This is a genomic window from Streptomyces sp. NPDC091377, assembly GCF_044757045.1.
GTDB lineage: Bacteria > Actinomycetota > Actinomycetes > Streptomycetales > Streptomycetaceae > Streptomyces.
In genome coordinates, this window is sequence record NZ_JBIVUE010000003.1 from 285598 (window position 1) to 298363 (window position 12766).

The window sequence follows — 12766 nt, forward strand, 5'->3', positions numbered from 1 at the left end:
CGCCGCCCACCCCCACCCCTCACCCCCCACCAGCGAACGTACGCACAACCGAACCGGGACCTCCATGTCTTCTGCCGTGCGCTTCGGCGTCAACTACACCCCCAGCGAAGGGTGGTTCCACCACTGGCTCGACTTCGACCTGGACTCCGTACGCGCCGACCTCGACTCCCTCGCCGCCCTGGACATCGACCACATCCGGGTGTTCCCCCTCTGGCCGTACTTCCAGCCCAACCGCGCGCTCATCCGCCCGCGCGCCCTCGAACAGCTCGGCGCCCTCGTCGACGCGGCCGGGGAACGCGGCCTCGACGTCAACGTGGACGGACTGCAAGGCCATCTGAGCAGCTTCGACTTCCTGCCCGCCTGGACCCGGACCTGGCACCGGCGCAACCTCTTCACCCACCCCGACGTCCTCGACGGCCAGGCCGACCTGCTGCGCACCCTCGCCGCCTCGCTCGCCGACCGGCCCAACTTCCTCGGCATGACCCTCGGCAACGAGGTCAACCAGTTCTCGGCCGGACCCCACCCCGACCCCGACCGCGCGAGCGCCGACGAGATCGACGCCTGGCTGACCCGGATGCTCGCCGCATGCGAGGAAGGCGCCCCGGGCCGGCTCCATCTGCACGCCGAGTACGACGCCACCTGGTACCAGGACGACCAGCCCTTCACCCCCGCCCAGGCCGCCCGGCACGGCGCCGTCACCGCCGTCCACTCCTGGGTGTTCAACGGCACCGCCCAACGCCACGGCCGCGTCTCCGTCCCCACCGAACACCACGCCGCCTATCTGATCGAGCTGAGCAAGGCATGGGCCGCCGAGCCGCACCGGCCGGTCTGGCTCCAGGAGGTCGGCGCCCCCGCCCCGCTGATCCCCCCGGAGCACGCCGCCGCCTTCACCGAGGCCACCGTCGAACACGCCCTGGACTGTCCCGATCTGTTCGGCATCACCTGGTGGTGCTCCCACGACGTCTCCCGCGACCTCGCCGACTTCCCCGAACTGGAATACGGTCTGGGCCTGCTGACCAACGACCGCAAGCCCAAGGACACCGCACGCGCCCTGGCCCGCGCCGCCCGCGCACAGGCGGCGTCCCCCCGCACCCCGGCCCCCCGCACCACCGCGCTGACCGTCCCGGCCGACCCCGCCGCCCGCTCACGCTGCGCCCCCGGCGGCGACCTCTACGACGCCTACTTCCGGCTCACCGCCGACGGCGCCCGCCCCACCACCGTCCTCGACTCGCGCGCCGCCGACCAGGACCACCTCACCGCCCGCGGCATCACCGAGGTCGTCACATCCGACCAGGTGCTCCCCACCCCACCGGGAGGCACCCGCGCGTGAACCCCACCGCGCACCCGGTGCCGCCTGAGCGGCAGGAACGCACGGCACGGTTCGACCCGCGGTCGGTGGGGGAGCTGTACCCCTCGTCGGCCCCTGTCGCCGTGACCCACACCTGGTGAAGACTTCCGTAGCGACATGAAGACCTGTTGACCCACCGACCTGTTGACCCACCGACCCACGGATCCACCGGCCCACTGACCCACTGACCCACGGATCCATTGACCCACCGACCCACGAATCCACTGACTCACCGATCAACCGATCAACCGATCTGCCGATCCAGCGATCTACGGAGCACCCCGTATGCATGACGACCGCAGTCTCGTCGAAGGCCGTCTCAAGCGTGTCCTCGACGAACGCATCCGCCCCGCCGTCTACCCCGAGTCCGTGCCGCTCGACGTCGCTGTGTGGAACGCCCCCGACGAGCCGGTCCCGGTCGCCGAGGGGCTCGCGGCCGAACCCGTGCCGTTCGAGGTCGGTGCCAAGTGGGGTGCTCCGTGGGGCACCAGCTGGTTCCGGGTCACCGGTACCGTCCCCGAGGCGTGGACGGGCCGGACCGTCGAGGCCCTGCTCGACCTCGGCTTCGACGAGAACATGCCCGGCTTCCAGTGCGAGGGCCTGGTCTACCGCCCCGACGGCACCCCGGTGAAGGGCCTCAACCCGCGCAACCAGTGGGTGCGGATCGGGGCACCGGTCGAGGGCGGCGAGGAGGTACGGCTGCACATCGAGGCCGCCTCCAACCCCGTCATCCTCGACTACCACCCCTTCCTGCCCACCCGGCTCGGCGACAAGGACACCGCGGGCAGCGAGCCGCAGTACACGCTGACCCGGATGGACCTCGCCGTCTTCGACGAGACGGTGTGGCAGCTCGTCCTCGACCTGGAGGTGCTCGGCGAGCTGATGGCCGAGCTGCCCGCCGACTCGGCCCGGCGCCACGACATCGTCCGCGCCGTCGAGAAGGCGCTGGACGCCGTCGACCTCCAGGACGTCAACGCCACCGCCGACCGGGCCCGCGAGCGGCTGCGGGAGGTGCTGGCCCAGCCCGCCGTGGCCTCCGCGCACCGGATCAGCGCCATCGGCCACGCCCACATCGACTCGGCGTGGCTGTGGCCGCTGCGCGAGACCGTCCGCAAGGTCGCCCGCACCACCTCCAACATGACCGCCCTCCTGGACGACGAGCCCGACTTCGTCTTCGCCATGTCCCAGGCGCAGCAGTGGGCCTGGGTCAGGGACCACCGGCCCGAGGTGTGGGCGCGGGTGAAGAAGGCCGTCGCCGACGGGCGGTTCGTGCCCACCGGCGGCATGTGGGTCGAGTCGGACACCAACATGCCGGGCTCGGAGGCGATGGCCCGGCAGTTCGTGCACGGCAAGCGGTTCTTCCTGGACGAGTTCGGCGTCGAGAACGACGAGGCGTGGCTGCCGGACACCTTCGGCTTCGCCGCCGGGCTGCCGCAGATCATCAAGGCGGCGGGCGCCAAGTACCTGCTCACCCAGAAGATCTCCTGGTCGCAGACGAACAAGTTCCCGCACCACACCTTCCGCTGGGAGGGCATCGACGGCACCCGGATCTTCACCCACTTCCCGCCCGTCGACACCTACAACTGCTCCATGAAGGGCAGCGAGATCGCGCACGCGGCCCGCAACTTCAAGGACAAGGGCGTCGCCCGGCACTCCCTCGCCCCCACCGGCTGGGGCGACGGGGGCGGCGGCACCACCCGTGAGATGGTCGCCAAGTCCGCCCGCCTCCGCGACCTGGAGGGCTCGGCGAAGGTCACCTGGGAGACCCCCGCCGACTTCTTCGCCAAGGCCGAGGCCGAGTACCCCGAACCCCCCGTCTGGGTCGGCGAGCTGTATCTGGAGCTGCACCGCGCCACCCTCACCAGCCAGGCCAAGACCAAGCAGGGCAACCGCCGCAGCGAGCATCTGCTGCGCGAGGCCGAGCTGTGGGCCGCCACCGCCGCCGTACGGACCGGGTCCCCCTACCCGTACGAGGAGCTGGACCGGATCTGGAAGACGGTGCTGCTGCACCAGTTCCACGACATCCTGCCCGGCTCGTCCATCGCCTGGGTGCACCGCGAGGCACGGGCCACCTACGACCGGGTCGCCGGGGAGCTGGAGGCGATCATCACCGCCGCCCAGCGCGCGCTCGCCGGTGAGGGCTCCGCCCCGCTCGTCTTCAACGCGGCCCCGCACCGGCGCCGCGGTGTGCCCGCGGGCGGCGCCGGTGCCCCCGCGAACGAGGGCCGCACCGAACTCGCGCCCCGGGACGGCGGTGGGCACCTCCTCCACAACGGGCTGCTGCGGGTGGAGATCGACGCGGCCGGACTCGTGGTCAGCGCCTATGACATCGATGCCGAGCGTGAGACGGTCGCGCCGGGGCGGGCCGCCAATCTGCTCCAGTTGCACCCCGACTTCCCGAACATGTGGGACGCCTGGGACGTCGACGAGTTCTACCGCAACACCGTCACCGACCTCACCGACGCCGACGAGGTGGTGCCCGGCGACGACGGGGCCTCGGTGCGGATCGTCCGGACCTTCGGCGACTCCAAGGTCACCCAGGTGCTGACGCTGCCGCCGGGGGAGCGGCGCCTGGTGGTGGACACCGAGGTCGACTGGCACGAGACGGAGAAGTTCCTCAAGCTGTCCTTCCCGCTCGATGTGCACGCCGAGCGCTACGCGTCGGAGACCCAGTTCGGGCACTTCCACCGGCCCACCCACACCAACACCTCCTGGGAGGCCGCCAAGTTCGAGGCGTGCAACCACCGTTTCGTCCACCTGGAGGAGCCCGGCTTCGGTGTCGCCGTCGTCAACGACTCCACCTACGGCCATGACGTGACCCGTACCGTCCGCGGCGACGGCGACCTCGGTACGACCACCACGGTCCGGGTCTCGCTGCTGCGCGCCCCGCGCTTCCCCGACCCCGAGACCGACCAGGGCGTCCACCGCTTCCGGCACGCGCTGGTGCCGGGCGCGTCCATCGGGGACGCGGTCCGCGAGGGCTGGCGGATCAACCAGCCGGAGCGGGAGCTGACCGGCGCCGCAGCGGTGGCGCCGCTGGTCTCGGCGGACGCCGACGCGGTGGTGGTCACGGCCGTGAAGCTCGCCGACGACGGCAGCGGCGATGTGGTCGTCCGCTTCCACGAGGCGCACGGCGGCCGGGCCCGCACCACCCTCACCGCCGGGTTCGACGTGGCCGGGGTGGAGGTGACGGACCTGCTGGAGCGTCCGCTCGCCGACACCGCCGCGCCCGAGGCCGACGGGGCGCGGATCGCCGTACGACTGCGTCCGTTCGAGCTGATGACGCTGCGGCTGAAGCGGGCCTGAGCCCGCGGCCCGGTGCGCAGGGGCCGCGTCGGCGGCCCCTGCGCTTGCCCCGCCCGCCCGGTGCCCGCGAGGATCGGGGGATGCGCACGGCAACGCCCCACCAGGTCCTGATGGTCGTCTTCGAGGGGGTGCAGATCCTCGATGTCACCGGGCCGCTGGAGGTGTACGCCGCGGCCAACGAGCACGGTGGGGCGTACCGGATCACCACGGTCTCCGTCGACGGCGGGCCGGTGACCGCGACGGCGGGGGTCCGGCTGATGCCGGACCTGGCGCTCGCGGACGTCGACTTCCCGGTGGACACGTTGATGGTGCCCGGCCGGCCCGACTGGTGGGCGGCCACCTCCGACCGCCCGCTGATCGAGGGCGTCCGGCGGCTCGCGGGCGGGGCCCGTACCGTGGCCGGGATCTGCGCCGGAGCCTTCCCGCTGGCCGCCGCCGGACTGCTCGACGGGCGCCGTGCCGCCACCCACTGGCGGCTCGCCGCCGACCTCGCCGCCCGCTACCGGGACGTACGGGTCGACAGCGACGCGATCTTCGTACGGGACGGGCGGTTCCTCACCTCCGCGGGGATCACGGCGGGCATCGATCTCACGCTGTCGCTGGTCGAGGCCGACCTCGGCGCGGACATCGCGCGGGCGGCGGCCCGGCAACTGGTGGTGTTCATGGCCCGGCCGGGCGGGCAGTCGCAGTTCTCGGTACGGCAGAGCGCCCGCCACCCGGCGGATTCGGCGCTGCGGCGGGTCCTCGACACGGTGACCGCCGACCCGCGCGCCGAGCACACCCTCGCCTCCATGGCCCGTACCGCCGAGGTCAGCGAGCGGCATCTGTCCCGGCTGTTCCGCGCCGAGACGGGGGCGACCGCCGCCGCGTTCGTGGAGCGGGTACGGCTGGAGGCGGCGCAGGCGCTGCTGGAGAGCGGCGGGGACGGGCTGGACGCGGTGGCGCGGGCCAGCGGGTTCGGCTCGGTGGAGACGATGCGGCGCGCGTTCCGGCGGCTGCTGGGGATCACCCCGGGCGCCTACCGGGACCGGTTCCGCTCGACGGGCGGCGCGGGCGGCCCCGGCGGCATGGGCGGCCCCGGCGGCACGGGCGGCACCGATGGCACGGGCGGCACCGATGGCACGGGCGGCACGCCTGGCGCCGGTGGCGCCGACCGCCGCCCAGGTGGACCGCCGAGCCCGGTGGACCACCAGCGGGCGTAGCCGGTTCACTCCTCCCAGTCGGACCCGAGGACGATGTCGACGAAGTTCTCGCGCCGGTAGCCGGGCACGTACCGCTCCAGCACATCCGCCTTGACGTTGCCGAACGTCGTCGCCGGGCGGTGCGCGATGCCGTCGGTGAACTCCTTGAGGATCCGCCGCTTGAAGTCCGGCCGGGGGTGCGCCGCCACGACCTCCTTGAGGGCCGGGTCGCCGATCTCCGCCAGCCCGAGGCCCAGCACGTCCGCCTCCACCCCGGCGGTGACCAGCGCGACCTCGGGCGCCATGTGCCAGGGGATCTCCGGCGTGGTGTGCAGCGCGATGCCCTGCCAGACCAGATCGGCCCGTGTGTCGGTGATCCCCTGCCGGGCCAGGAACTCCCGGGCCTCGTCGGCGCCGTCGATCTCGAAGCGCTGGTCGGCGCGGCGGTAGCGCTCGGTCAGGCCCAGGTCGTGGAAGAGGGCGCCGACGTAGAGCAGTTCCGGGTCGACGGCCAGGCCCCGTGCCCGGCCCCGCAGCGAGCCCCAGAAGTAGACCCGCCGCGAGTGGTGGTAGACGGTGTCGGAGGTCGCCTCACGGACCAGGTCCGTGGCCTCGCGCACCAGGGTGCTGTCCGGCACCGTGATGCCGGCGATCTCGGTGGGTCCGGTGGTGGTCATGTCGGTCGCCTCCTGGTGGTCGTTCCCTCACCATCAGACAACCGCATCGCGAGCCCGTCCATGAGTGTCCGTACGGACGTACGACCCTCGGATCCGGACCTGGCCCGCCACTCCCGCTCCCGCTCATGGTCATGCGCCCGTTCCTGTCCCCACCTGCGCCCGGAGCCACTCCTCCACCTCCCCGACGTGCGCGGCGGCAGCCGCCCGTGCCGCCTCCGGGTCCCGGGCGGCCAGCGCCCGATGGATCGCGGCGTGTTCGCGGCGGGTGCGGGCGAAGGCGCCCTCCTCCTGATAGCCGCGCCAGACGCGGGCGCGGAAGGTACGCGAGGAGAGGCCGTCCAGGATCGCCGCCATGGTCTCGTTGCCGGCGGCCAGGGCGATCTCGCGGTGGAAGGCGAGATCGTGGGCGAGGATCTGCTCGGGGTCGTCGGTGGCGTTCATGGCCCGCAGATGGCGTTCCACCTCGGCGAGCCGGTCCGGGGTGATGCGGGCGGCGGCCAGCGCGGTGGCGGTGGACTCCAGGATCCGCCGCACCTCCAGGAGTTCCACCAGCCGCGGGCCGCGGGACAGGTCGGCGACCACCCCGAAGGTCTCCAGCAGATCACCGGCCTGGAGCTGGGTGACGTAGATGCCCGAACCGTGCCGGGCCTCCAGCACCCCGAGCACGGTCAGCGCGCGGATCGCCTCCCGCATCGAGCTGCGGGAGATCCCCAGTTGGACGGCGAGATCGCGCTCGGTCGGCAGCCGCTGGCCGGGCTCCAGGAGCCCCTCCCCGATCATCACCTTGATCCGCTCTATGGCTCGCTGGGTGACCGTGCCCTTCTGCGGTGCCGCGGACTCGGCGGTCTCGTTCACGCCACTCCTCCTGTCGCCGGGTGCGCCGCAGTCTAACCGTGGAAGTGGTCGGACCAATAGGAAGGTGGTCGGACCACTCCGGCCAAGAATCCCCGAAATTCGCCGCCGAAGGGTGTTGACGGTCCGAAGTGGTCTGATAAATATGCGGGCAACCGCTCGAACTCCCTCGATCACCCTTGATGAGGAGCTGTCAGATGGCCGACCGAACTGGGCGTCACGCCCCCTCGCGCGCACCCCGTGCGCTGGCGGCGGCGGCCTGCGCCGCCCTCGTGCTCACCGCGTGCGGCAGCACCGAGGACACCGGGGCAGGCACGGCGGGGGCGGGAGGGGGCGGCGGCGAAGGCGAGGTCGGGGTGATCCTGCCCCTGCTGACCTCGCCGTTCTGGCAGTCGTACAACGACTACGTGCCGAAGATGGCCGACTCCGAAGGGGTCGACGCGCTGAAGACCGTCAACTCCAACAGCGACCCCTCGCAGCAGATCACCGACATCAACAACCAGCTCAACCAGGGCGTGAAGGGCCTGGTCGTGGCCCCGCTGGACAGCGCCGCCATCGAGGCGGGGCTGGACCAGGCCGAGCGCAAGGGCGTACCGGTCGTCGCCGTGGACGTGGCACCCGACAAGGGCAAGGTCGCGATGGTGGTCCGCGCCGACAACGTGGCCTACGGCGAGAAGGCGTGCGCCTACCTCGGCGAGCAGATCCCCTCCGGCAAGGTCGTGCAGATCATGGGCGACCTCGCCTCGGTCAACGGCCGTGAGCGCTCCGAGGCGTTCCGCTCCTGTGTGAAGGAGAAGTTCCCGAAGCTGAAGGTCCTGGAGATCCCCGCCAAGTGGGAGTCCGACACCGCCGCCTCCAAGCTGGACACCCTCCTCAACGCCAACCCCGACATCAAGGGCATCTACCTCCAGGCGGGCGGCGTCTACCTCGCGCCCACCCTCCAGACCCTCAAGTCCAAGGGCCTGCTGAAGAAGGCCGGCGAGGACGGCCACATCGCGATCGTCTCCAACGACGGCATCCCGCAGGAGTACGACGCCATCCGCAAGGGCGAGATCGACGCCACCGTCTCCCAGCCCGCCGACCTCTACGCCCGCTACGGCATGTACTACATCAAGGCCGCGATGGCGGGGAAGACCTTCGAGCCCGGCCCCACCGACCACGGCTCCGAGATCGTGAAGCTGTCCAGCGGCATCCTGGAGGACCAGTTGCCCGCCCCGCTGGTCACCAAGGAGAACGTGGACGACCCCGAGCTGTGGGGCAACACGGTCGGATGAACACCCCCTCCCCGGCCAAGGCCCAGGACACGGGCGCCCCGCCCCTTGTCGAGGCCCAGGACGTCGTCAAGCGCTACGGCGCCACCACCGCCCTGCGCGACGGACGGCTCACCGTGCGGCCCGGCGAGTCCCACGCCCTCGTCGGCCGCAACGGCGCCGGCAAGTCCACCCTCGTCTCGATCCTCACCGGCCTCCAGGCCGCCGACGAGGGCACGGTCCGCTTCGACGGCGAACCCGCGCCCCCGCTCGCCGACCGCGACGCCTGGCGCCGCAGGGTGGCCTGCGTCTACCAGAAGCCCACCGTCGTACCCGAACTCACCGTGGCCGAGAACCTCTTCATCAACCGGCAGCCGCTGCGCCGCGGCGTCATCAGCTGGCGCGGACTGCGGGCCGAGGCCGCGGACCTGCTCGCCACCTGGGACGTGCGCGTCGACCCCGGCGCCCGCACCGCCGACCTCAAGGTCGAGGACCGCCAGATGGTGGAGATCGCCCGGGCGCTCAGCTTCGGCGCCCGCTTCATCATCCTTGACGAGCCCACTGCACAGCTCGACAACCGGGAGATCGAGCGCCTGTTCACCCGCATGCGGGCGCTCCAGGAATCGGGCGTGACCTTCCTGTTCATCTCGCACCACCTCCAGGAGGTCTACGAGGTCTGCCAGACCGTCACCGTGCTGCGCGACGCCCGCTGGATCACCACCGCCCCGGTCGCCGCCCTCCCGCGCCACGCCCTGGTGGAGGCGATGGCGGGGGAGAGCGTCACCGACCGGGCCGAACGGCACCGCGACGCCCCCTCGGCCACCGACGCGCCGGTCCGCCTCGACGTACGGGGGCTCACCTCACCGTCGTACGACCGGGTCGACCTGACCGTGCGCCGGGGCGAGGTCGTCGGGCTCGCCGGGAGCAGCGGCAGCGGGAAGATCGAGCTGGCCGAGACCCTGGCCGGGCTGCACACCCCGACCGCGGGCAGCGCGCTGGTGGACGGGGCGCCACTGCCGTTCGGACAGGTCCGGGCCGCGCTGGACGCCGGGGTCGGCTGGGTGCCGCGCGACCGGCACGACCAGGGGCTGGTCCCCGGGATGACCGTCGGCGACAACGCCACCCTGAGCGTGCTCGACCGCCTCGGCCGGTTCGGGCTCGTCGGCGGCGAACGGCGCCGTCGCCTCGCCGCCGACCTCATCGACCGCCTCGACATCCACACCGAGGGCCCCGACCAGCCCGTCGCCGACCTGTCCGGCGGCAACGCGCAGAAGGTCGTCATGGCCCGCGCGCTCGCCTCCGACCCCCGGCTCCTCGTCCTCATCAACCCGACCGCCGGGGTGGACGTGAAGTCCAAGGAATCCCTGCTCGCCCGCATGGACAGCGCGCGCGACGACGGGATCGCCGTACTCGTCGTCTCCGACGAACTGGACGACCTGCGCCGCTGCGACCGGGTCCTCGTCCTCTTCCACGGCCGTGTCGTCGCCGAACACCCGGCGGGCTGGCGCGACCCCGAGCTGATCGCCTCCATCGAAGGAGTGGACCATGGCTGACCAAGGAGTGGACCATGGCTGACACCAAGGCGGCCGAACCGCTCGCGCCCCCGAGCCCCCTCGCCCCCACCGCCTCGGCCAGGGCCGTACTGCTGCGCCGGGCCCGGGAACTCGCCCTGCTGCCCGCCCTCGTCCTGCTGCTGATCCTGGGCGCGGTGGTCAACGACTCGTTCCTGACCGAGCGCAACCTCATCTCCGTCCTCGGGGCCTCCGCAGCGCTCGCCATGGTCGTGCTCGCCGAGTCACTGGTGCTGATCACCGGCAAGTTCGATCTGTCCCTGGAGTCGGTCGTGGGCATCGCGCCCGCGGTCGGCGCGCTGCTGGTGCTGCCCTCCGCCGCGGCCGGCTGGGGCACCGAACTCCCCGCCGCCGTCGCCCTGGCGGCGGTGCTGGTCGCGGGCGCGGCGGTCGGCGCGTTCAACGGGATCCTCGTCGTCAAGTTCAAGCTCAACGCGTTCATCGTGACGCTGGCCATGCTGATCGTGCTGCGCGGGCTGCTGGTCGGCGCGACCGAGGGCAAGACCCTCTTCGGCATGCCCGACGCGTTCTACTCGCTGGCCACCACCACCTTCCTCACCGTCCCCCTGTCCGTGTGGCTCGCCGCGATCGCCTTCGCCGCCGCCGGGTTCTTCCTCAAGTACCACCGGGTCGGCCGGGCCCTCTACGCCATCGGCGGCAACGCCGAGGCCGCCCGCGCCGCCGGGATCCGCGTCGAGCGGGTGATGCTGGGCGTGTTCGTCGTCGCCGGCGTCCTCGCCTCGATCGGCGGGATCATGCAGACCGGGTACGTCGGCGCCATCAGCGCCAACCAGGGCAACAACATGATCTTCACGGTGTTCGCGGCGGCCGTCATCGGCGGCATCAGCCTCGACGGCGGCAAGGGCACCATGTTCGGCGCCCTGACCGGGGTGCTGCTCCTGGGCGTCGTCCAGAACCTCCTCACCCTCGCCCAGGTCCCGTCCTTCTGGATCCAGGCCATCTACGGCGGCATCATCCTGGTCGCCCTGATGATCGCCCGCGTGACGACGGGCCGGGCACAGGACTGACCCGCACCCCGGCCCGCCCGGGTTCTCGGCCACCCGGGACCGCCCGCCGCGACGGCCCCCCGGACCCCGGGACCGCCCGCCCCACCCCCGCCGCCCCCGTACGCAAGCGAAAGGCCCTCCGTGAGCCGAACCCCCGCCCGTATCACCGCGGTCGACACCCATGACATCCGGTTCCCCACCTCACGGGAACTGGACGGCTCCGACGCGATGAACCCGGACCCCGACTACTCGGCCGCCTACGTCGTCCTGCGCACCGACACCGATACCGGCACCGATACCGATACCGACACCGGTACCGGCACGGGCCCCGAGGGGCACGGCTTCAGCTTCACCATCGGACGGGGCAACGAGGTCCAGGTCGCCGCCATCCACGCCCTGCGCCACCATGTCGTCGGCCGCCCCGTGGACGAACTCTGCGCCGACCCGGGCGCGCTGTTCCGGGACCTGGTCGGGGACAGTCAGCTGCGGTGGCTCGGCCCCGAGAAGGGCGTGATGCACATGGCGATCGGCGCGGTCGTCAACGCGGTCTGGGACCTCGCCGCCAAACGGGCCGGCAAACCCCTGTGGCGGCTGCTCGCCGACGCCGAACCCGACTGGCTCGTACGGCAGATCGACTTCCGCTACCTCACCGACGCGCTCACCCCCGACGAGGCCCTCGACCTGCTGCGCCGGGGCCGCGAAGGCGCCGGCCCGCGCACCGCCCGGCTGCTGGAGACCGGCTACCCCGCCTACACCACCTCCGCGGGCTGGCTCGGCTACGACGACGACAAGCTCGGCCGGCTCGCCGCCCAGGCCGTCACCGACGGCTACCGGCAGATCAAGCTGAAGGTCGGCGCCGACCTGGACGACGACATCCGGCGCTGCCGGGTCGCCCGCTCGGTCGTCGGCCCCGACGTCCGCCTCGCCGTCGACGCCAACCAGCGCTGGGACATCGCCGAGGCGATCCGCTGGACCAAGGCGCTCGCCGAGTTCGACCCGTACTGGATCGAGGAACCCACCAGCCCCGACGACGTGCTCGGCCACGCCGCCATCCGCGAGGCCGTCGCCCCGGTCAAGGTCGCCACCGGCGAACACGTCCAGAACCGGATCGTCTTCAAACAGCTCCTCCAGGCGGGTGCCATCGACGTCCTCCAGCTCGACGCCGCCCGCGTCGGCGGCGTCAACGAGAACCTCGCCATCCTGCTGCTCGCCGCCAAGTTCGGCGTCCCCGTCTGCCCGCACGCCGGCGGGGTCGGACTGTGCGAACTCGTCCAGCATCTGTCGATGTTCGACTACATCGCCGTCTCCGGCACCACCGAGAACCGGGTCATCGAGTACGTCGACCATCTGCACGAGCACTTCCTCGACCCGGTGGTGATCCGCGAGGGTCACTACCGGGCCCCCACGGCACCCGGCTTCTCGGCCACCATGCGACCCGGGTCCATCGAGCGCTACACCTTCCCGGACGGCGCCTTCTGGGCCGCCGACCGGCGGCCACAGGAGCCGAAGAACCCGCGGGACGAGCGGCGGAAAGGACACGCGGCATGACGGAACCGAGCGACTCCAGCGAGACG

9 protein-coding genes are annotated in these 12766 nt (G+C 72.2%); 7 read left to right on the top strand and 2 right to left on the bottom strand.

The window, feature by feature from the left end:
- Positions 1-64 precede the first annotated feature (64 nt).
- The 3 genes from ACIQNG_RS09005 to ACIQNG_RS09015 all read left to right on the top strand — a co-directional run bounded on the left by ACIQNG_RS09005 (position 65) and on the right by ACIQNG_RS09015 (position 5856).
- Positions 65-1330, top strand: coding sequence for a glycosyl hydrolase (locus tag ACIQNG_RS09005; RefSeq protein ID WP_401424251.1), 1266 nt, complete (start codon positions 65-67; stop codon positions 1328-1330).
- Between the two features lie 303 nt (positions 1331-1633).
- Positions 1634-4654 carry an alpha-mannosidase gene (locus tag ACIQNG_RS09010; RefSeq protein WP_401483444.1) on the top strand — a complete coding sequence of 1007 codons (3021 nt, stop codon included), beginning with the start codon at positions 1634-1636 and terminating at the stop codon, positions 4652-4654.
- 80 nt (positions 4655-4734) lie between these two features.
- Positions 4735-5856: a GlxA family transcriptional regulator gene (locus ACIQNG_RS09015; RefSeq protein WP_401483446.1), complete on the top strand. Its 1122-nt coding sequence runs from the start codon at positions 4735-4737 to the stop codon at positions 5854-5856.
- A 5-nt stretch (positions 5857-5861) separates the two neighbouring features.
- Here the strand turns inward: ACIQNG_RS09015 and ACIQNG_RS09020 are convergent, their stop codons facing one another.
- Positions 5862-6512 carry an HD domain-containing protein gene (locus ACIQNG_RS09020; RefSeq protein WP_401483448.1) on the bottom strand — a complete coding sequence of 217 codons (651 nt, stop codon included), beginning with the start codon at positions 6510-6512 and terminating at the stop codon, positions 5862-5864.
- A 129-nt stretch (positions 6513-6641) separates the two neighbouring features.
- Positions 6642-7367, bottom strand: coding sequence for a FadR/GntR family transcriptional regulator (locus tag ACIQNG_RS09025; protein WP_401483450.1), 726 nt, complete (start codon positions 7365-7367; stop codon positions 6642-6644).
- 194 nt (positions 7368-7561) lie between these two features.
- On the opposite strand from ACIQNG_RS09025, the gene ACIQNG_RS09030 reads away from it, so the two are divergent.
- The 4 genes from ACIQNG_RS09030 to ACIQNG_RS09045 all read left to right on the top strand — a co-directional run bounded on the left by ACIQNG_RS09030 (position 7562) and on the right by ACIQNG_RS09045 (position 12740).
- Positions 7562-8638 (top strand): sugar ABC transporter substrate-binding protein, encoded by a 1077-nt coding sequence (locus ACIQNG_RS09030; protein ID WP_401424246.1) that lies wholly within the window; start codon positions 7562-7564, stop codon positions 8636-8638.
- Positions 8635-10167, top strand: a complete 1533-nt coding sequence (locus tag ACIQNG_RS09035; RefSeq protein WP_401483452.1) for a sugar ABC transporter ATP-binding protein — start codon at positions 8635-8637, stop codon at positions 10165-10167. The genes ACIQNG_RS09030 and ACIQNG_RS09035 overlap by 4 nt, the downstream gene beginning before the upstream one ends.
- A gap of 14 nt (positions 10168-10181) precedes the next feature.
- Positions 10182-11213 (top strand): ABC transporter permease, encoded by a 1032-nt coding sequence (locus ACIQNG_RS09040; RefSeq protein ID WP_401483454.1) that lies wholly within the window; start codon positions 10182-10184, stop codon positions 11211-11213.
- A gap of 120 nt (positions 11214-11333) precedes the next feature.
- Positions 11334-12740: an L-fuconate dehydratase gene (locus ACIQNG_RS09045; RefSeq protein ID WP_401483456.1), complete on the top strand. Its 1407-nt coding sequence runs from the start codon at positions 11334-11336 to the stop codon at positions 12738-12740.
- The last annotated feature ends 26 nt before the right edge of the window (positions 12741-12766 follow it).